Source organism: Stenotrophomonas sp. YJH_SMC_138 (assembly GCF_059369855.1).
Map to the genome: position 1 here is coordinate 231,220 of NZ_JCAFTB010000006.1, position 20,240 is coordinate 251,459.

General features: G+C 67.4%; 20 protein-coding genes. 15 read left to right on the forward strand and 5 right to left on the reverse strand.

Going from position 1 to position 20,240, the window contains the following annotated elements; all coding sequences use genetic code 11:
- Positions 1-57 precede the first annotated feature (57 nt).
- Positions 58-1,545, reverse strand: coding sequence for an AraC family transcriptional regulator (locus AC5P7I_RS14620; RefSeq protein ID WP_014647260.1), 1,488 nt, complete (start codon positions 1,543-1,545; stop codon positions 58-60).
- Between the two features lie 660 nt (positions 1,546-2,205).
- Here AC5P7I_RS14620 and AC5P7I_RS14625 point away from each other — a divergent pair.
- From AC5P7I_RS14625 to AC5P7I_RS14665, 9 genes are all read left to right on the forward strand, one after another.
- Positions 2,206-2,469 carry a CD225/dispanin family protein gene (locus tag AC5P7I_RS14625; protein ID WP_041863485.1) on the forward strand — a complete coding sequence of 88 codons (264 nt, stop codon included), beginning with the start codon at positions 2,206-2,208 and terminating at the stop codon, positions 2,467-2,469.
- A 132-nt stretch (positions 2,470-2,601) separates the two neighbouring features.
- A complete protein-coding gene (locus tag AC5P7I_RS14630) occupies positions 2,602-3,741 on the forward strand; it encodes an SPFH domain-containing protein (RefSeq protein WP_014647262.1) in 1,140 nt (379 codons plus the stop codon).
- Positions 3,742-3,761: 20 nt separating this feature from the next.
- The gene (locus AC5P7I_RS14635) at positions 3,762-5,114 is read left to right on the forward strand and encodes a TFIIB-type zinc ribbon-containing protein (protein WP_164165653.1); all 1,353 of its coding nucleotides are present in this window, start codon (positions 3,762-3,764) and stop codon (positions 5,112-5,114) included.
- Positions 5,111-5,368: a hypothetical protein gene (locus AC5P7I_RS14640; RefSeq protein WP_014647264.1), complete on the forward strand. Its 258-nt coding sequence runs from the start codon at positions 5,111-5,113 to the stop codon at positions 5,366-5,368. The genes AC5P7I_RS14635 and AC5P7I_RS14640 overlap by 4 nt, the downstream gene beginning before the upstream one ends.
- A gap of 189 nt (positions 5,369-5,557) precedes the next feature.
- Positions 5,558-6,142, forward strand: a complete 585-nt coding sequence (locus AC5P7I_RS14645) for an AprI/Inh family metalloprotease inhibitor (RefSeq protein WP_134808907.1) — start codon at positions 5,558-5,560, stop codon at positions 6,140-6,142.
- 69 nt (positions 6,143-6,211) lie between these two features.
- The gene (locus AC5P7I_RS14650) at positions 6,212-7,171 is read left to right on the forward strand and encodes a cation diffusion facilitator family transporter (protein WP_227863733.1); all 960 of its coding nucleotides are present in this window, start codon (positions 6,212-6,214) and stop codon (positions 7,169-7,171) included.
- Positions 7,172-7,243: 72 nt separating this feature from the next.
- A complete protein-coding gene (locus AC5P7I_RS14655) occupies positions 7,244-7,879 on the forward strand; it encodes a DNA-3-methyladenine glycosylase (protein ID WP_134808908.1) in 636 nt (211 codons plus the stop codon).
- Positions 7,879-8,073, forward strand: a complete 195-nt coding sequence (locus tag AC5P7I_RS14660; RefSeq protein WP_014647268.1) for a hypothetical protein — start codon at positions 7,879-7,881, stop codon at positions 8,071-8,073. The genes AC5P7I_RS14655 and AC5P7I_RS14660 overlap by 1 nt, the downstream gene beginning before the upstream one ends.
- Positions 8,074-8,193: 120 nt before the next feature.
- Positions 8,194-9,912: a sensor domain-containing diguanylate cyclase gene (locus AC5P7I_RS14665; RefSeq protein WP_262087705.1), complete on the forward strand. Its 1,719-nt coding sequence runs from the start codon at positions 8,194-8,196 to the stop codon at positions 9,910-9,912.
- On the opposite strand, the gene xth is transcribed toward AC5P7I_RS14665, so the two are convergent.
- Entirely contained in the window at positions 9,913-10,707 is a 795-nt protein-coding gene (xth, locus tag AC5P7I_RS14670; protein WP_169412691.1) for an exodeoxyribonuclease III, read from the reverse strand.
- 159 nt (positions 10,708-10,866) lie between these two features.
- Here xth and AC5P7I_RS14675 point away from each other — a divergent pair, with 159 nt between their 5' ends.
- Positions 10,867-12,453 carry an alpha-amylase family glycosyl hydrolase gene (locus tag AC5P7I_RS14675; protein WP_262087706.1) on the forward strand — a complete coding sequence of 529 codons (1,587 nt, stop codon included), beginning with the start codon at positions 10,867-10,869 and terminating at the stop codon, positions 12,451-12,453.
- On the opposite strand, the gene AC5P7I_RS14680 is transcribed toward AC5P7I_RS14675, so the two are convergent.
- Complete coding sequence (locus tag AC5P7I_RS14680) at positions 12,423-13,409, reverse strand: TIGR03885 family FMN-dependent LLM class oxidoreductase (protein WP_049406852.1); 987 nt, start codon at positions 13,407-13,409, stop codon at positions 12,423-12,425. The genes AC5P7I_RS14675 and AC5P7I_RS14680 overlap by 31 nt on opposite strands.
- A gap of 59 nt (positions 13,410-13,468) precedes the next feature.
- On the opposite strand from AC5P7I_RS14680, the gene AC5P7I_RS14685 reads away from it, so the two are divergent.
- From AC5P7I_RS14685 to AC5P7I_RS14695, 3 genes are all read left to right on the forward strand, one after another.
- Positions 13,469-13,852, forward strand: coding sequence for a sensory rhodopsin transducer (locus AC5P7I_RS14685; protein ID WP_032962701.1), 384 nt, complete (start codon positions 13,469-13,471; stop codon positions 13,850-13,852).
- Between the two features lie 101 nt (positions 13,853-13,953).
- Complete coding sequence (locus AC5P7I_RS14690) at positions 13,954-14,820, forward strand: glucose 1-dehydrogenase (protein ID WP_012480369.1); 867 nt, start codon at positions 13,954-13,956, stop codon at positions 14,818-14,820.
- A gap of 6 nt (positions 14,821-14,826) precedes the next feature.
- On the forward strand, positions 14,827-15,420 hold the full coding sequence (locus tag AC5P7I_RS14695; protein WP_262087707.1) for a mechanosensitive ion channel family protein: 594 nt from the start codon (positions 14,827-14,829) through the stop codon (positions 15,418-15,420).
- Positions 15,421-15,536: 116 nt separating this feature from the next.
- On the opposite strand, the gene AC5P7I_RS14700 is transcribed toward AC5P7I_RS14695, so the two are convergent.
- Both AC5P7I_RS14700 and AC5P7I_RS14705 read right to left on the reverse strand, forming a co-directional pair.
- Positions 15,537-17,480, reverse strand: a complete 1,944-nt coding sequence (locus AC5P7I_RS14700; protein WP_262087708.1) for a MacB family efflux pump subunit — start codon at positions 17,478-17,480, stop codon at positions 15,537-15,539.
- Between the two features lie 2 nt (positions 17,481-17,482).
- Positions 17,483-18,664: an efflux RND transporter periplasmic adaptor subunit gene (locus AC5P7I_RS14705; RefSeq protein WP_262087709.1), complete on the reverse strand. Its 1,182-nt coding sequence runs from the start codon at positions 18,662-18,664 to the stop codon at positions 17,483-17,485.
- Positions 18,665-18,901: 237 nt separating this feature from the next.
- Here AC5P7I_RS14705 and AC5P7I_RS14710 point away from each other — a divergent pair, with 237 nt between their 5' ends.
- Positions 18,902-19,468 carry a hypothetical protein gene (locus tag AC5P7I_RS14710; protein ID WP_262087710.1) on the forward strand — a complete coding sequence of 189 codons (567 nt, stop codon included), beginning with the start codon at positions 18,902-18,904 and terminating at the stop codon, positions 19,466-19,468.
- A 52-nt stretch (positions 19,469-19,520) separates the two neighbouring features.
- The gene (locus AC5P7I_RS14715; RefSeq protein ID WP_262087711.1) at positions 19,521-20,237 is read left to right on the forward strand and encodes a response regulator; all 717 of its coding nucleotides are present in this window, start codon (positions 19,521-19,523) and stop codon (positions 20,235-20,237) included.
- Positions 20,238-20,240: the final 3 nt, after the last annotated feature.

A 20,240-nucleotide genomic window follows, 5' to 3' on the forward strand; every position in this document is an offset into this window, starting at 1 on the left:
CTGCGTCTGCCATCCCAACGCCCCGGGCAGGCCCGCGCCTGCACCGGGGCGTTGCTTTTACTGGTGCGGGCTTCGCCGGTAGCTGCGCGGGCTGACCCCTACCGCGCGCCGGAAGCTCTTTTCGAAGTGGCTCAGGTCACCGAAGCCGACCTGCAGTGCGACATCGGTAATGCGCAGGCGCTGCCCATCCCGCAGCAGCTGCTTGGCGTGCTCGATGCGCAGTTGCTGCAGCAGCAGCTTGAACGTCGTGCCCAGCTCGCTGCGGAACAGGAATCCCAGGTGTGACTGGCTCACATGGGCCTGACGGGCAAGGTCGCCCAACGTGAGCGGCTCTGCGGCATGGTCCTTCAGGTAGGCCAGGGCGCGTTTCAGACCGTCGTGCAGGCCTTCATGCGCTGCCCGCGGCGTATCCGGCTGCGCGGGCGCAGGACCGACGGTCTGCTCAACCGCGGGCAGCCGTTGCGGGGCGCGCCCGGCATCGCTGGCAACGTGGCCTGCAGCCAGATCCGGCGCGTGGCGTGCAAGATCCTCACGACGGATGCATCGGCCACCGGTCATCACCGCCAGCCGGACCACCACCCGCTCCATTTCCAGCAGATTGCCGGGCCAGTCGTGCGCGCACAGGGCTTCCAGCACATCGTCGCCCAGCACGCGGGGATTGAATCCATGCAGCTCCAGCGAACGCGCCGCCAGCGCGCCGATGTCCTCCACCCGTTCGCGCAGCGGTGGAATATCCACGGTCAGGAACTCCAGCCCAGCCAGCAGGGCGCGCGAGAACTGCTTCTCTCTCACCCGTTGTTCCAGGTCCGCGCTGGTCGACGCGATCACCCGTATCGGGCCGGCCGCCAGCGCGTCAGCTTGAGCGGCAGGCAGCCCACGCATGCGATGTGACAGCTGCCCCTGCAGCGGCACCGGCAGTTCGTCGACTTCGTGGAAGTACAGCGTCCCGCCCTGTGCGCGCGCGAACCAGTCGCTGGCTTCGCCCAGCGGGTGAACACAGTTCACTTCGACAAACGGGCCCTGCCGGGAAGGGCCGCCACTGTGCAGGGCGGCGGCCAGCTCCATCTTCTCGGTACCAAACTCGCCGCGCAGCAGGACCGGCAACGGGCTGGCCGCCGCGCGCTCCACGAATTCATCCATCTGCTTCAGCGCCTCGCCGGCGCCGACCAGCAACAGCGGCCGGCTCAATGCCTGTTCGGCCCAGGCCTTGGCTTCGTAGCGCTTGATCAGATGCGCGCAACGCTGGGCAAACTGCTCCCCCAGCGCCAGGGCACTGCCATCCAGCCGGCCCTTCTCGCCTTCCAGGTGCAGCTCACCCAACACCTCGCCGCCATAGCGGATGGGAACCCGCTGCAAGGAAACCTCTTCCCCGGACGCAGCTGGCAACCCCGCAGCCGCCCCTGCCACCGCACCACGCAACCGCACTTGGCCACCCCGCATCACCTTGTGCTGGGACAGCTCCTTCACGAACGCGCCCAGCAGCTCGGGCAATGACGGATAGGGCCGATAAGCGCGCTGCAGCATCTCACTGACTTGCCTGTGCATCGAAACTCCCCTTTGGAATGGCGACCCGATGCATCTGCAACGGGCGATCTCGCGATGCAGGCCCTCCGGCATCATCGCGGGATGCTGCGACGTCCACGCCGCATGCCGTGCCCGCTGGTCGCACCGCTGGTGCCGTGCACGCTGTCCGCTCCCGCAGTGCCGGGAACTGCCATCGCTGCTGGAGGTCGGCAAGGCGGACGTCGTCCAGGCCGGGGTCGTGCGCCACAGGGCGGCACTGCCTGTGACGCGGCGCTCCCTGTGTTCCGGCCATCGCGTCCCTGGATTATGGGAAACGAGTTTCCAGAAAATAAGCATGATAATGACGTGAATATCCGCGCCGGATATTTGTCGCCCGCGTTTCCGTGCACCGCGCACCGCAAAGCAGGTGAAGGCAAGGCGCCGGGATTCCATCCACGCTGATGATCAACGCATCTGAGCGAACCAGGGACGGGCACGTATTGCGCCGCCGTGACGGCTGCACCGCCTGCTCGCCCAGGCCCGCAGGCCACCGCGCCTGCCTGCCGCGCCGCCGCCCCCGATCAATGACCCATCGACCAGCAGAAGATTGCGCACCACGCACGGGTGGCATTCCTTCCGCTGCACCTGGCCTGTCGGCATACTCGCGCTCCCGACCGCAGCACGATCAAGGAGATCGACCGCATGGACCGCACCCCGCCACCCGTGCCCCCCAGGAACTACCTGATGTGGGCCATCCTGAGCATCATCGCCGGCTTCTGGCCGTTCGGCATCGTCGCCACCGTCTACGCCAACCGCAGCACGTCACTGGTCGCCAGCGGCCAGATCGGCGCGGCCACCGAGGCTTCGCGCAAGGCGCTGCGCTGGATGATCGCCTCCTTCCTCACCCTGCCACTGTGCCTGGCACTGATGATCGGCTATGCCCTGATCGCGCGCGGCATGGCCTGATCGCCTGCCGCCGCCGTCGCGCCATGATGAATGGCAGGCGCGCGCGGCGGTGGCGGCGGCCCATCCCGCTCCTCTATAGTCAGTCCAGCTCGGCAGGCATGGTGCCTGCCCTCGAATCACAGGGAGTTGGACATGGGTCTGGTACAGGCGGTGAAGGGTGCGGTGGGTGGTGTACTGGCCGACCAGTGGAAGGACTTCTACACCGTGCCCACGGGCCTGCCCTCGACGGCGGCCCTGTTCGCGGCGGTACCGCGCGGCACCAATGCCGGCCGCGGCTCCAATACCAGCGGCTCGTCCAACATCATCACCAACGGCTCGAAGATCATCGTGCCGGAGGGCTACGGCCTGCTGCTGTTCCAGGACGGCGCGATCACCGCGTTCGTCGCCGAACCGGGTGGCTACGAGTGGCGTTCGGACGATCTGAACTCGCAGTCGATCTTCGCCGGCGACGGCCTGGTCAGCACGTTCATCAAGCAGAGCTGGGAGCGCTTCAAGTTCGGCGGCCAGCCGGGTTCGCAGCAGGCGGCGTATTTCGTGTCGCTGAAGGAGCTGCCGGACAACCGCTTCGGTACCCAGTCGGAAATCTACTGGGACGACGGCTTCCTCAACACCCAGGTGGGTGCGGTCACGCGTGGCTCGTACACGCTGAAGATCGTCGACCCGATCCTGTTCGTGAAGAACTTCGTGCCGGCCAGCTACCTGCAGCCGGGTCAGGTGTTCGACTTCACCGACCTGGACAACGCCGCCGCCAGCCAGCTGTTCAATGAAGTGGTCGGTTCGCTGGCCCCGGCCTTCAGCCTGTACACGAACGACCCGGGCAAGGGCAACCGCATCACCAAGCTGCAGCAGGATTCGCTGGGCTTTGCACAGAGCCTGTCTGCCGCCGTCGAGCAGGGCTACCAGTGGAAGTCCGACCGCGGCCTGGCCATCGTCAAGACCGCCATCGTCTCGATCGAGTACGACGCCAACACCCGCGAACTGCTGAAGACCGTGCAGCGCGCCGATGCCCTGTCGGGTTCGCGCGGCAATTCCAACCTGCAGGCCAGCGTCGCCCAGGGCATCCAGTCGGCCGGCGAGAACGGCGGAGCGGCTGGCCTGGTCGGTGTCGGCATGGCCTCGGGCATGTTCGGTGTCGGCGGCATGCAGCAGCCGGTCGCCCCGGCTGCCGACGACCCGGTGGCCAAGCTGAAGAAGGCCAAGGAAATGCTGGATCTGGGCCTGATCACCCAGGGCGACTATGACGCCCTGAAGGCCAAGGCACTGGGCCTGTAACAGCAGGACGCACAACGAACATGTCCGATCCCCGAAACGGCCCGCCGCCGCTGCCCGGATCCGCGCCCGCGATGCCGCCGCCCTTGCCGGCGGCGTCGTTGGATGGGCCCGGTTCGCCGCAGGACGTCCCTCCCCTGCCCGGCAGCTTCCCGCTGGACACCTCGAAACTGCCGCAGGCCATCCGTGATGAAGTGGAAGCGCCCGACCCGGTGGCCATCGATACGTCGGCCAGCGAGCTGAAGGACGGCCTCAACCGCTGCCCGAAGTGCGGTGCCACCGACATCCGGCCCAAGGCCGGCACCGACATCCTGGTCTGCCTGTACTGCCGTCACGAATGGCATGGCGCACGCGTCGAGGAAGAGTTCGGCCTGGGCGAGGCCATCGACCAGCTGCGCGGTACGGTCATTGCCTCTGGCGCACGTGACATCGACGCCGACACCTCGGCACTGATGACGTTCAAATGCACCGGGTGCGGCGCTGAAGTCACGGTCAATACCGAGAGTACGATGACGGCGCGCTGCCACTGGTGCCGCCATGTGTTCGGCGTCAACGAGCAGATCGCCAATGGCGCGGTGCCCGATGCAGTGCTGCCCTTCCATATCAGGAAGGACGATGCGGTCGCGCGCATCCGCCAGTTCGTCGACAAGCGCCGCATGTTCGCGCTGAAGGCATTCAAGGACCAGTTCACCCCGGAAAACGTGGTGGGCGTGTTCCTGCCCTACATGATCGTCGACAGCAATGTCAGCGCGGCCGTGGCCGGCAAGGGTGAGATCCAGACCCGGCAGTACACCGTGGGCAGCGAGAAGAACAAGCGCACCCTGTACGATGCAGACGTCTACCAGGTCGAGCGCCAGGTCGACTTCACGGTCGATGACCTGCCACTGGAATCCTCGGCCGAGCGCGGGAATCTCGATACCCGCGCCAATACGAACAACATCATCAACACCATCCTGCCGTTCGATACCAAGAACGCGGTGAAATGGAACGCCTCGTACCTGGCCGGCTTCACCTCCGAAAAGCGCAACCTGGATGTGGAAAAGCTGCGGCCGCGGCTGGAAGACCAGCTGCTGTCGATCGCCCGCGCACAGGTGGAAGGTTCGGTGAAGCGCTACAACCGTGGCGTGCGCTGGGAACAGGAGCAGCTGGAGGTGCATGGCACCCGCTGGGTGTCGATGTACCTGCCGGTGTGGTTGTACTCCTACCACCAGCCCGGCAAGAACGGCGGCATGCTGCACTACATCGCGGTGAACGGCCGTACCGGCGAAACCATGGGCAGCGTGCCCGTGCAGCAATGGAAGATGCTGCTGGCGGCACTGGCCACCGGCACCGTCATTGAAGCCCTCGCAATTGCCTTCCTGGTGGCATCGACATGAGCGACGACAGTGGCCTCTGGCTGTTGGCGGCAGGTCCGGCCGGCGCAACCGCGCTGTACTGGGCGCTGTACCGCTATTACCGCAACACCGACAAATCGCACTCCTTCGAGCACGAGACCGCCATCGAGGCCAAGCCGGTCACCGGCTCGGACCAGCAGGTAGGCCGGGTTACCGGTACCGAGGAAAAGCGTATCCGCGGTGACAATGTGTATGAGTACCGGAAACGGGTGGTGCGGGTAAAGCCCGACCCGTAGCGCCAGGCCCTGCCTGGCTGCGGGTAGTGCCGGCCGCTGGCCGGCATTCCTTCGGTTCCTGGGCGCCAAGAGGGAGCCGGCCAGCGGCCGGCACTACCCTTCGCTGGGCTGCCCCAGCGCACACCCTCACACCGTCTCCCGCCCCACCGGTTCGATACTCGCGCGGTCCGCCCCTCCGAGGATGCTGCAATGGCTGCCGTGCTCGCCCGTACCTGCCTGTCCGCGTTGTGCTGCCTGGCCCTGCCCGCCCTGGCCCAGGACGCCTCGTTCGGCTTCGGCGAACAGACCACCCACACCGACCAGACCACGCAATCCAGCAGCACCCGGACCCAGAGCAGTGGCGCGGTGACCACCCAGACCACCACCAGCGGCAGCTCGCAGTCCGGGTCACGCAGCGAAAGCAAAGAGATCGACGTGGGCTTCGGTTTCCACGACGACAACGACGACTGGGGCCGCGACCGCCACCGTGGCGGCCGCGATGTGCGCGACAGCGATCTGTTCGGCAGCTGGACGCTGGGCCAGGAGAACGGCAACACCTGCTCCATCGAGCTGAAGAACATCGAGTGGTTCGGCGGCTACAGTGCCTACGTGCCCGCCGGCTGCCCGGATGGCTTCTTCTCGGCCAACCGTTGGGTACTGTCGGGCAACCAGCTGCTGCTCACCGACACCAGCAACACCGTGTTCGGGCGCTTCCGCGCGTCAGGCGGTGGGCGCTGGACGGGCTACCGTGAATCGGATGGGGCGCGTTTGTACCTCAATCCCAAGGGGCACTGATCGCGCCGTGCACGCAATGGGCACGCGCTGATCGGGAAGATCAGGCGTCCGCCCCGCCCCGCCGCCGAAATGTCCGCTCCCACCGGTTCCCGTCTGGTCATCTATGCCGCCCTCGCGGGCAACCTGGCCATTGCCATCGCAAAGTTCATCGCTGCCGGCATCTCCGGCAGCTCGGCCATGCTCAGCGAGGGCGTGCATTCGCTGGTCGACACATTGAATGAACTCCTGCTGTTGTACGGGCTGCGCCGTGCCGGCAAGGCGCCAGACCCGGTACATCCATTCGGCTATGGCCGCGAGCTGTACTTCTGGAGCTTCATCGTCGCCCTGCTGGTGTTCGCCGCTGGCGCCGGCGTCTCGGCGTACGAGGGCATCCAGCACATCCGCCGGCCGGAGCCGGCTACCAACCACGCGTTGAGCTACAGCGTGCTGGGCATTTCCATCCTGTTCGAGGGGGCCTCCTGGTGGGTGGCGCTGCGCGAGTTCCGGCGTACCAAAGGCAAACTTGGCTACTTCGAAGCCTTCCGCCGCAGCAAGGATCCTTCCACCTTCACCGTACTGCTGGAAGACAGCGCTGCGTTGCTCGGGCTGGGCTTCGCGTTGGTCGGCCTGGTGGCCGCGCAGGTGCTGGATATGCCGGTGCTTGATGGCGTGGCGTCGCTGTGCATCGCCGGCGTGCTGGCCGCAACCGCCTTCCTCCTGGCCCGTGAAACCAAGGGCCTGCTGGTTGGAGAGCCTGCCCACCCTGCGGTGGCCGAGCGGATCATGGCGGTGGCCGAAACCGATCCGGACCTGCGTCGCGCGAACGGCGTGACCACCATGCAGATGGGACCGGAACAGGTCGTGGCCATGCTCAGCGCCGAGTTCGAGGACGATCGGCAGACCCCACAGATTGAAGCCTGCATCACCCGCATCGAAACGGCGGTAAAGCGCGAGTATCCGGAGCTGGTGGCACTGTTCATCAAGCCGCAGACGCCCGAGGTCTACGCCGCCCGGCGCGCCACGCTGGCGGCACCGTCCGCGCCGGAATGACGCTGCGTCTGCGCCCGTTTCACCAGTCCAATGCCACAGTGCCACCAACATCTGCCCGAGCCTGCCTCTACCGTGCCGGATTGGTTGCCCGCCTCTCTCCAGATCCTCCCGCGCAGCTTCTACCGGCGCCCGCCCGTCGAGGTTGCGCCCGAGCTGCTCAACAAACTTCTGGTCCGTGACGATGGCCGAACGGGTCGCATCGTTGAAGTCGAAGCGTACGCGGGCAGCGTCGATCCGGCGGCGCACTCCTATCGCGGGCAGACGCCGCGCACGGCCAGCATGTTCGGTGAGGCAGGCCACCTGTATGTCTATTTCACCTACGGCATGCACTGGGGCAGCAACGTGGTCTGCGGAGAGGTCGGTGAAGGCGTGGCGGTGCTGCTGCGGGCCATCGAGCCGCTGGCGGGCCTTGAGCGCATGCACGAGCTGCGCCCCGCCGCGCGCCGGGATCACGATCTGGCCAGCGGCCCCGGCAAGCTCTCGCAGGCATTCGGGCTGGACCGCAGTTTCGACGGCGCCGACCTGGTGACTGGCAGCCATGGCATCGTGATCGCAAGCGATGGGACCCCGCCTCCGTCCGACCCGGCAATTGGTCCACGCATCGGCATCACCCGCGCGGTCGATTTCCCTTGGCGCTGGCACATCCGTGACAATCGTCACGTATCGATTCAGCCACGGCGTACTCCCGCCCCTGCGAGGAAACGATGATGACCCCGCTCGACAAACCTCTGCGACGCGAACTGGACATCGATGGCCGGCCCCATACCCTCACCGTGGACCCCGAAGGCCTCAAGCTGGTCGAAAAGGGGCGACGCAAGGGCATCACGCTACGCTGGCAGGACCTGGTATCCGGCGATGCCGCACTGGCCACCGCCCTGCAGGCATCGCTCCAGCAACACTGAGCGGGCGCGGCCACCTCACATCGGCATCACTCCGCCATGGCGATACATAACGCCGTGCGCACTAGCGTAGCGCCAGCCAGCCGCCGCAACCGCCCTCGCCACCCAGCCCTGAAAAGCGCCATGGACGAAGCCGAACGTCTGCTCGAAATCGAACGACTGCACCTGCTGGATACGCCCCCTGAGCCGGTGTTCGATGCCATCGTCGCCGCCGCCCGCGCCGCGACCGGCATGACCATGGGGCTGATCACCGTGGTGGCCGAAGACCGGCAGTGGTTCAAGGCCAATATCGGGCTGGAGGGCGTCACCGAAACGGCCCGCGAGATCTCCTTCTGCACGCATGCGATCCGCCACGACGAGCTGTTCGAGATACCCGACGCGCGCCAGGACCCTCGCTTCTCGACCAATCCCCTGGTGACTGCCGGGCCGCGCATCCGGCATTACGCCGGCATCCCGCTGGGCTCGGCCCATGGTGCACGCATTGGCACGCTGTGCCTGCTCGACCCGATGCCCGGCGTGCTGTCCCCCTCCCAGCGCGAACTGATGGTGCATCTGGCGCGGGTCACCACCCAGGTGCTGGAACAGCGCAGTACCCTGATGGCGCAGGTTGGCCAGGCGAAAGCGCTGCATCGCGAGCTGAAACGCAGCGAAGACTTCCTGGAGCGGACCAACCGCGCCGCCCGGGTGGGCGGCTGGGAGATGGACCTGGTCACCAACGAAGTGCGCTGGACCCGCGAGACCAAGCAGCTGCACGGCGTGCGCAGCAACTTTGAACCGACGCTCGACACCGCGCTGTCGTTCTACCGCGAAGACAGCCGCAACATCATCCGCGCGGCCGTGCAGCGTTGCATCGACGAAGGCACGTCCTGGGAGGTGCAGCTGCCAATGACCACCGCCGACGGGCGCGCGATCTGGACCCGGGTGGTTGGCAGCCGGCAACAGGTCGACGGCCATCCGCGCCTGGTCGGGGCGATCCAGGACATCACGGACGAGCGAGCCGCGCTCGACGCGCTGGAAGCGAGCGAGACCCGCTACCGGCGGCTGTTCCACTACAGCCTGGGCCTGATCTGCACCCACACGCTGGACGGGACATTGACCTCGGTGAATCCCGCGGCGGTGCAGTCGCTGGGCTTCGAGGAAAGCCAGATGGTCGGGCGCAGCCTGTGCGACCTGATGCCACCGGAAAAACGCGAGGGCTTCAAGGCCTACCTCGCTCGGATCCAGGCAAACCACACCGACGCTGGCGTGATCGAGCTGATTGCCGCCGACGGTACGCGCCACTACTGGGCGTACCACAACGTGCTCGACAGCGAGGCCAGCCCGCCCTACGTGCTGGGGCATGCACAGGACGTCACCGCGCTGAGGATGCAGGAGCAGCAGCTGCGCGAAATGTCCTTCAAGGATCCGCTCACGCAGTGCTACAACCGGCGTTACCTGCACCGGCTGGATGAACTGATTGATGAGCGCTGGGCCTGCGTGATGTTCGATCTGGACCACTTCAAGCACATCAACGACACCCAGGGCCACCGCCGCGGCGACGCCGTCCTGGTCGAGTTCGCCACCTTCCTGCGCTCGCCGCTGGGCAAGGAGGAGACGGTGGTGCGGCTGGGCGGCGACGAATTCATGGTGGTACTGGTCGCGCCCGCGGATGGCCGGTTGAGCGAACTGGAGCACTGGTACCAGGACCACGCTGCGCTGTCGCCCAGCGCTTTCTCGATGGGTGCAGCCATCAACACGGCCGGTGAGCCCGTGGCCGACACCATCCAGAAGGCCGACAGCCGCCTCTACCGGACCCGCGCGCGCGTGCGCCGCGAGCGGCGCGAAGGCCCTGCCGCGCGTTGATCACGCCGCCCGCACCGTCACCCACGTCGGCGCGTGGTCGCTGGCCTTCTCCTGCAGACGCACCCAACGGTCGACGCCAGCGTCCTTCAGTCGCTCCGCCAGTACGGGATTCAGCAACAGATGATCGATGCGCAGCCCACGGTCGCGCTCGGCATGTCGGCGGAAATAGTCCCAGAAGGTGTAGATCGTGGCGTCGCCGTGCACCTTCCGCAGCGCATCGGTCCAGCCCTGCGCGAGCAGCCGCTCGAAGGCATCGCGAATCTCGGGCTGGAACAGCGCATCGCGGCGCCAGGCCTTGGGGTCGTAGACGTCGGCTTCGGTAGGAATCACGTTGAAATCACCCAGCAGCAACGCCGGGTGCGGCAGTTCGACCAGGCTGCGCGCGTGCCGGATCAGGCGCTCCATCCAGCGCAGCTTGTAGTCGAACCTGGGCCCTGGCTGCGGGTTGCCGTTGGGCAGGTAGAGGGCACCCACGATGACCCCGTGCACCGCCGCCTCCAGGTAGCGGCTCTGCGTGTCGCTGGGCTCGCCGGGCAATCGGCGGCGGCTCTCGACCGGCGTGGTCCCCCGAGCCAGCAACGCCACGCCGTTCCAGCGCGCCTCACCTTGCCAGAGCGCACCGTACCCAGCCTCCTCCAATGACGCAGCCGGAAACGCGGCGTCGGTCGCCTTCAGTTCCTGCAGGGCAACCACGTCCGGCGATTCCCTGTGCAGCCAGTCCAGCAGCTGTGGCAGGCGCGTGCCGATGCCGTTGACGTTGAACGTGGCAATACGAAGCGTCTTGCGTCGCGCCATGCAGGAAGCCTCCTCGGTGCCGGGAATGAGCATTCACTGTGCGCGCCCGGGCATGCACGGGCCGTGGATGCCACGTCATGATGCGGTGCCATTCGTTTCACGAACCGCTGCCACACGCGACAGCAGGCTGGTCACCCGTGAACAATGCCGGAGAAGCCCATGGCGGTGCGTCCGCTGCGCGCCATCTACCAGATCGACCCCTACCTGTTCCGCGACAGCGACGGCCGCGGCTGGGGCACGCTGGATGGCATCACGGAAAAGCTGGACTACCTGCAGTGGCTTGGCATCAGCCATGTCTGGCTGCTGCCGTTCTACTGCAACGCCGGCCGCGATGGTGGCTACGATGTCACCGATCACTACCGTATCGATCCACGCCTGGGCGACCAGGCCGCGTTCCAGCGCCTGGTCGATGCCGCCAACGCACGTGGCATCGGCATCATCGTCGAACTGGTGATGCAGCACACCGCCAGCGCGCACCCGTGGTTCGTCGCCGCGCAGCAGGGTGACCCGGCCTGGCGCCGCTGGTACCTGTGGAGCGACCACATGCCTGACGACGGCCTGCAGCCGATGTTCCCGCCGATCGAGGCCTCTGTCTGGACATGGGATGCCGAGGCCGGCGCGTTCAACCGGCACATGTTCTACCGGCACGAGCCAGACCTCGACCTGGCCCATGCGCCGGTACGCGAGGAACTGCTGCAGGTAATGACGTTCTGGCTGCAGCGCGGCGTGGCCGGCTTCCGCGTCGACGCGGTCCCGTACATGGTCGAGCGCGCCCGCCACGCGGACCCGCGCGACGACGGGCTGTGGCTGCTGGAGGCGATGCGCGCCACGGCAGACGCACAGCAGCCAGGGCTGCCGTTGATCGGCGAAGCGGATGTCCGCGCGTCCCGCTACGGTGACTTCCTGTGCCAGGGGCGGCGGCTTTCGCACCTGCTCGATTTCCACCTCAACAATCATTTCTTCCTGGCACTGGCACGCGGCGATGCCAGCGAAGTGGCCCGGGTCATGGCCGAATACGGCCCGCACGCGCCGCCGGACACACGCATTGCCTGGCTGCGCAACAATGATGAACTGGACCTGGAGCAGCTGGAGCCGGATGAGCGCGAAGCGGTGATGGAACGCTTCGCTCCTGAGCGTGGCATGCGCATCTATGGCCGTGGCATCCGCCGTCGGCTGGCACCGATGCTGGACGGCGCCATCGCATGGCAGGCGATGGCGTGGGCGGCGCTGCTGTCGCTGGGCCAGGTGCCTGTGGTGCGCTATGGCGAAGAGATCGGCCTCGGTGATTGCCTGGAGCTGCCCGAACGCAATGCTGTGCGCATGCCGATGCACTGGCACGGTGGCCCAGGGGCTGGGTTCACCGACCAACCGCGGCATGCCTGGCGCGCGCCACCGGCGGACGGCCCCTACGGTTACCGCACGGTGAATGTCGAGGCGCAACGCGCGACGCCGGGCTCACTGCTGCTGCGGGTGCGCGAGCTGCTGCAGCAACGCAATGCCCATCCCGTGCTGCAGCAGGGGCCACACACGCTCGACCCACCCTCACCCGCGCTGCTGATGCTCCGCTTCGGTGAGGCACCCCATCAGGCACTGGCACTGATCAACTTCGGCGACAACCCGGTTGAGGTGGACGTACCCCTGCACGGCCCGCTGCACACGCTGGTGGGCCACGGCGCCAAACTGCAGGGTCGCCGCTGCTACCTGCAGGGCCATGGCTATACGTGGCTGGCTGCCGAGGGTGCCTGAGTGCGCAGCGCAGGCAGTACGTGTTCGGCGAAGTCGTCGATGAAGCGTTCCTGCTCGCGGTTCACGTTGTGCAGGTAGATGCGATCGAACCCCAGGGACTGCAGCTCCTGCAGCCAGGCCCGATGCTGGCCCAGGTCTGCCGAGACATGCACGTGCTCGCGCACCACCTCGGCGCTGACCGATCGGGCCTGTGCTTCGAACTGTTCGGGCTGGTCCAGGCCTTCGGCCAGTTCCGGCGGCAGCACGTTGGCGCTCCACTGCTCCATCGCGCCTTCCAGCGCCGCCTGTTCGGCGCGCGCGTAGGAGAGCTTGGCCTGCAGGTACATCGGCTTGCCCCTGCCGCCGCCGTCCTCGAACGCCGCCACCACACGCCGCAACTGCGCCAGTGGCTGGCTGATGGTGATCAGGCCATCGGCCCAGCCCCCCATCCAGCGTGCGGTTTCCTCGGTGACGGCCGCCCCCAGCAGCGGCAGGGGAAGCGCCGGGCGACTGTAGAGCCGTGCCTGGCGCACCCGGAAGCCACCGTCGTGGTCGACCTGCTCGCCGCCCCACAGCCGCCGCATCACCTCGGCCGCATCGCGTAAAGCCTTCTGCCGCTCGCGCTTGGCTGGCCACGGCTGGCCGGTGATGCGCTCGTTCAGGGCCTCGCCGGTACCCAGCGCCAGCCAGATCCGGCCCGGCGCCAACTGCTCCAGCGTCGCCGCTGCCTGTGCCACCAATGCCGGGTGCTGGCGCAGCATCGGGCAGGTCACCATGCCCAGGGTCAATGCGCTCTGCACCGCCAGCGCGCCGGCCCATACCCAGCTGTGGCCGGACTGCCCTTGCGCGGTCGTCCACGGGTGGAAATGGTCCGAGCACATCAAAGCCTCGAATCCCGCCTGTTCGGCGCGCAGCGCCAGGCCCAGCAAGGTGGCGGGCGGGAACTGCTCATGCGATGCGTGGTAGCCGATGGTCATCACGGATTCCGTGCGGGGACTGGACACGATGGCAACACCCCTCCAGCTAAAACGGCGTCATGGAAACGAACACTTCCTGCATCGGGCATCGACGCTGGGCTATCGCCGAAGGCTACATTCCAGCCTGGAGCAACGGCCCGTCGCCGGAGATGCAGAGTCACGAAACCTGCTGCGTCCTCAATGCGGGCAACGAGGACGCGCATGTCACGCTGACCCTCTACTTCGAGGACCGCGATCCTGTCGGTCCCTACCGGATCACCGTGCCAGCACGACGCACCTGCCACCTGCGCTTCAACGACCTGCAGGATCCGGCGCCGGTACCAAGCGGCACCGGCTTCGCCACCCTCATCGAATCCGACCAGCCGATCATCGTGCAGCACACGCGGCTGGATTCACGGCAGCCGGCCAACAGCATCATGACCACGATCGCCCATCCGTTGTGAAGCACCGTGCGCAGTCGTCCACGCTGCCACGACACCGCGCCCTCCGGCCGTTTACCCGCGCCGAGCGAGACTGCCGCCAGGTTCCCTTTCGGAGAGTGACGATGGCCCTGCCCGACTACCCACGTCCGCCCTTCCCGGCGCAGCAGCAATCCTTCCCCGGCAAGACCGCGCAGATGCAGCCGCGGCCGGACCACGGCGAGGACAGCTACCGCGGCCATGGCCTGCTGCAGGGCAAGAAGGCACTGATCACCGGCGGTGACAGCGGCATCGGCGCAGCGGTGGCCATCGCTTTCGCGCGCGAGGGCGCCGACGTCGCCATCGCCTTTCTTGATGGCGAGCAGGACGACGCCCGCCATGTGCAGCAGCAGATCGAACAGGCCGGGCGCAAGGCCGTGCTGGTGCCCTGCGACATCAGCGACCCGGCGCAGGCGCGCTCGCTCGTCGACCGCGTGGCCAGCGAGCTGGACGGTCTCGACATCCTGGTCAACAACGCGGCCTACCAGCGCTACTACGAGCACTTCGACGACATCACCCTGGATGACTGGAAGCGGACGTTCGATACCAATGTCCATGCCGTGTTCAATCTGACGCGGTTGTGCGTGCCACACCTGCGCGGTGGCGGCGCGATCATCAACACCGCATCGGTCAATTCCAAGCGACCGACCCCGAACATCCTTCCGTACTCTGCGACCAAGGGCGCCGTCGCCAACCTGACGCTGGGGCTGGCGGGCCTGCTGGCCGAGCATCAGATACGCGTCAACGCCGTGCTGCCCGGCCCGATCTGGACACCGTTCATTCCGGCAGGCATGGCCGCCGAAGAGGTCGAGCAATTCGGCTCGCAGACGCCGTTCGGCCGCCCCGGGCAGCCCGCGGAACTGGCCTCGGCCTACGTGATGCTGGCTTCGGACAGCGCCAGTTATACCTCCGGTGCCTTGCTGACCATCTCCGGCGGCGCGGCAACGCTGTGACCGCCCATGGCCGGACTGCCTGCCTGGATCGCGGATTGGCTGCTGGTGGTGGTACCGGTGGCCGAGGTGCTGGTCATTCTCGGGGTGGCCTGGCTGATGGTGCGTGCACTGGCGTGGCTGCTCGTGCAGGCCCGGCAGCGCGGCAAGCTGGCTCCAGAGCTTCATGTGGGCCTGCGCCGCGGCGGTGCATTGCTGCTGTATCTGGCGGCCGCGCTGCTGATACTGGAGCGGCTGGGCGTTTCGCGCTCGGTGCTGTGGACCGCGCTGACCGGGTTCATGGCGGTCGGTGCGGTGGCGTTCTTTGCCGCGTGGAGCGTGTTGTCCAACCTGTTCTGTTCGTTCCTGATCGTGGCTACGCGCCCGTTCCGCATCAACGACACGATCGAAGTGCTGGAAAGCGTGGACAAGCCGGGCCTGTGCGGCCAGGTGGTGGACATCAACCTGATCTACACCACGCTGAGTGACCGTGGCGAAGGCGCGCGCGGTTGCCTGCTGCGCGTGCCGAACTCGTTGTTCTTCCAGCGCATCACCCGGCACTGGGGTGACAGCGGCTATTCGCAGCTGCCGGGCAGCCTGCCGATAAAGGGCAAGGTGCGCTGAGTCGCTGTAGAGCCGAGCCCATGCTCGGCTTTCTGCGCGCAGCGCAGGGTGCGTCGCGGCCGAACGGAGCGCAGCCGAGCGTGGGCTCGGCTCAACAGGTGCCACAGCGGGCGACCCTACTCCGCTGCCAATGCCTGGATCGGGTCCAACTGTGCGGCATTGCGTGCCGGGAAGTAGCCGAAACTGAGCCCGATCGCCGACGAACATGCCAGCGCGGCGAGCACCGGCCCTGGCGTGAACAGGAAGGGCACCCCCAGCGACAGCAGGCTGGACAGCGCACCCACGGCGAAGGCCAGCAGTACGCCCAGCACGCCACCGGACAGGCAGATCAGCACCGCCTCGATCAGGAACTGGCGCAGGATGTCGCCCTGCCTCGCCCCCACCGCCAGCCGCACGCCGATCTCGCGCACGCGCTCCTTCACCGACACCAGCATGATGTTCATCACGCCCACGCCGCCAACCACCAGCGCCACCGCCGCGATCGCCGAAACCAGCGCCGCCATGGTCTGGCTGGATTTCATCACCGCCTTGCGGATCTGGTCCGAGTTGTAGATGAAGAAATCGCGACGACCATGCAGGCGCTCCAGCTCGGCGCCCAGCGAGGCCTCGGCGGCATTGGTGGGTACGTTGTCGCGTACGCGCACGGTGATGCTCTCCAGGCGCTGGCTGCCCAGCAGCCGGGAGGCAGCCGACGTATAGGGAACGTACACGGTTGGCGTGGCCCCACCGGCGAATGCATTGGCACCCACCACGCCGATCACCTCGACCGGCATGCCGCCCAGCAGCACCGTGCTGCCGACGGGGTTGCCAGTGAACAGTGCCTTCGCTGCCTTCTGGTCGACCACGCCCACTGCCCGATGCGCCTCCACCTCGGCATCGGTGAAGAACCGGCCGGCCTTCAGGCGCAGCCCGCGCACGCGCGGCAGATCGGCACCGGCGCCCAGCACCTGCGTATTGGCTCGTCGGCCGCCCTGCAGTGCTGCTACCGAACCGCTGAGGTTGGGGCTGACACTGTCCACGTAACTCAGGGCGGCCAGGTGATCGGCATCGCCTACCACCAGCGTTTCGATCTCCGCCGAGCGCGGGTCACCGAAATCGGCGCCCGGGAAGATCTCCAGCGTGCTGGCGCCCAGCGCGTTTATCTGCGCCTCGACCTGCGCCTGCGCGCCTTTGCCCAGCGCAACCACGGTCACCACCGCGGCCACGCCGATGATGATGCCGAGCATGGTCAGCAGGGTGCGCAGGCGATGGGCCAGCATCGAACGCACCGCCATGCGCGTCGCCTCGCGCACGGCATCGATGCGGGCGCGCCGCTCGGTAGCCGCCGTGGATGTGCGCGCCGGTGCGTCCGCACCCTGCCGCACCGAAGGGCCGCGCTCCTGGCGATCCGCCACCACACGCCCATCGGCGATCTCGATCACCCGTGACGCGTGGGCAGCAATCGCCGCATCGTGGGTGACCAGGATCACGGTATGGCCCTGCGCATGCAGGCGCTTGAGCTCGGCCATCACCTGCCTGCCACTGGCATGATCCAGCGCGCCGGTCGGCTCATCGGCCAGCACGATCGCGCCGCCGTTCATCAGCGAGCGTGCGATGGAGACGCGCTGCTGCTGGCCGCCGGACAACTGGCTGGGCCGGTTCGCGGTCCGCTCGCCCAGGCCGAGCGTTTCCAGCAGCAGGCGGGCACGCGTGGTGCGCGCATCGGCCTCCACCCCGGCATAGACGGCGGGCAAGGCCACGTTCTCGGTGGCACTGAGGTTCTCCATCAGGTTGTAGCGCTGGAAGATGAAGCCGAAGTGCTCGCGGCGCAGGTGCGCCAGCTGGTCAGGCGACATCTGCTCGGTCGCAGCCCCCTCCACGCGGTAGCTGCCTTCACTCGGCCGATCCAGGCAGCCCAGGATGTTCATCAGCGTGGACTTGCCCGAACCCGAGGGGCCGATGATGGCGATGAACTCGCCGGCATCGATGCGCAATGAGACCTCCTTCAGCACCACCACCTCGCCGGCGGCCGAGCGATAGGCGCGCGATACGCCCTTCAATTCCAGCAGTGCGTCGGCCATGCTCACATCCCCAGCAGGCTGGTGGGTTCGGCATCGCCACCGCTGGGCGCCTGGCCGACCACCACGTTCTCGCCCGCTTCCAGGCCAGAGAGGATCTGCACGGCGGTGGCGGTGCGCAGGCCGGTAGTCACAGCGCGCTCGTGGGCGCGGCCTTTCGCATCGACTACCCGCACGGTTGCGCCGTTGCCGTTCTTGTCGTCGGACTCGCTCAGGGCGGTCAGCGGCACCTGCAGTGCATTGGCCACGCGTGCCAGCTGGATCGTCACCTTCACCGTCATCGAGGGCTTCAGCATCAAGCCCGGATTGGCCACGTCGAACAGCCCCGCGTAGTACACCGCTTTCGGCGTCTGCGCCGATCCGCCGCTGTTGCCGCTGGTCGCGTCGGCAATCGACGACGGCGCTGGCTCAAGCTGCTGCAGGTGCGATTCATAGCGGCGCCCGCTCGGCCCCAGCGTCGAGAACCACAACGGTTGGCCGGGTGCGATCAGTTCCACGTCAGCCTCGGCGATCTCGGCGCGCACCGTCATCGTGTCCATCTGTGCCAGCATCACGATGGTCGGCGTGGTCTGCATCGAGTTCAGCGTCTGCCCCGCCTTGGTGACGATGGCCACGATGTAGCCCTCGGACGGCGACACGATACGGGTGTAGCCCAGGTTGATGCGGGCGGTTTCCACCTGGGTCACCGCCTGGTCGATCTGCGCCTGCAACGCAGCGGCATCCGCGCGCGCCGCATCGCGCGCCACACGTGCCGCTTCGAAGCCTTCCTGCGAGACCAGCCGCGACGCCACCAGCTGCGATTGGCGATCGTACGTGCGAAGGGCCTGGCGGTAGCGCGCCTGGCTGGCCGCATGTTGCGCACGCAGCGCGTTGGCGGCGGCTTCGGCACTGCGCAGGGCAATGCGCTGCGGTTGTGAATCCACTTCGGCAATCAGGTCGCCAGCCTGCACGTGCTGGCCCAGCACCACATGCAGGCGCGTGACCTGCCCGGAGACCTGCGCGCCCACGGCCACCAGTTCTTTCGGATTGACCCGGCCGACCGCCTGCACGGTCTTTTCCAGACGGGCGACCCTTGCCGGTGCGGTGATCAACGCGGCATCCTCGCCATCGGCAAACGCCCACCAGCAACCGCCGCCGGCAAGAACGGCCAGCGTTGCGGCAATGATCCAGGTCCTGCGGTTGTTCATCGAAACTTCCGGGGGTGCGTGCAGTCGCCCGGTGCGACCGCCAGGGCCGCAGTCTGGAAGCCCCAGGTGGATGTTTCTTGGAGCGGCTGTGGAGATTGAATGGAGACGCGACCGCCGTTCAGGCACCGCGTCGGCGGCTGAATCCATGGCGCGGCTCCACGCAATCTCGACACAATCTCGACCGAGTCTCCATCAACGGTCGCTAGCCTCGTCGGCCTCGCCGACTGCCAGCCTGCCGTGCCCCTTTCCTACCCGGACCTGCCACCCCTCGATGTGCGCCGTGCCTACCTGGCGTGGTGTGCGCCTTCGCCGTGGTTGATCGCACTGGTGCTGGCATCGACCAGCACATGGATGTGGGTCGCACCGTATCCGCGACTGCCGTTGCTGGCCGGCTTCGGGGCCGCCGCCCTGCTGGGGTTCCGCAGTGACGGGCCCGGACGCACCCGCCGCTCCGGGTCGCTCGCATCGCTGGCCTTGATCGGCCTGGCGTTCTGGTCGGCAACACCTCCGGCCGCCAACGTCAACCTGCATCTGCTGCTTGCGCCCGCCACCGCCGTGGTCGCCGCCCTGCTGGCAGTGCGCCTGCGCGCCATCGTGGGCATGGCCTCGCGGCTGCAGGCCCGGGTGAACGCCCCCCCCATGGCCTCGCGCTGGAACGCGCTGCCTGCCGCGGTGTCTACCCTGACGCTGCAGCAGCTGCGCAGCGCGGGTTCGGTGGACCCCAGCCTGCAGCGCACGCTGGTGCTGGCCACGCTGGCCTGGGCGGCCAACGAAGAGGCGCAGGCCAGGGAACGCCGACGATGACCCCGTCCCTGTCCCGCCCTGCCCGCCCTTGGCCTCGAACCTGCCGCTCGCAATGAAACACCAACTCCGTAACCGACAGCCGCCCTTGGTGCTGATTGCCGAAGATGAGGGCGAGATCGCCGACATCCTCGGTGCCTACCTGGCCCGTTCGGGCCTGCGCAGCGCACGCGCCGCCGACGGTGAGGCGGCGCTTGCCAGCCACCGCCAGCTGCGCCCGGACCTGGTACTGCTGGATGTGCAGATGCCCAAGGTGGATGGCTGGCAGGTGCTGAGCGAACTGCGGCGTCGCGGCAACACGCCGGTGATCATGCTCACCGCGCTCGACCAGGACGTGGACAAGCTGACCGGCCTGCGTGTGGGCGCTGACGACTACGTGGCCAAACCATTCAATCCCGCTGAGATCGTTGCACGCATCCAGGCCGTGCTGCGCCGCAGTGCCCGCAGCGTGGCCGAAGAACCCACCGGGCTGATCCGCCAGGGCCCGTTCGAGATCGACCTGCGCAGCCACGAAGTGACGGTCCGCAACGGCGAGCAGGCGCACGCACTGAACTTCACCCTCACCGAATTCCGGCTGTTGGTGCACATGGCGCGCGCGCCGCGCCAGGTGCATGCGCGGGTGGACCTGCTGCACGCCTGCCTGCCCGAGGGCGATGCGCAGGAGCGCACCGTCGACAGCCATGTCAGCAAGCTGCGGCGCAAGCTCGAGGATGTCGGCGTGATCGGCATTCCCGCCACCATCCGTGGCGTCGGCTACCGCTTCCTGGACTGAATG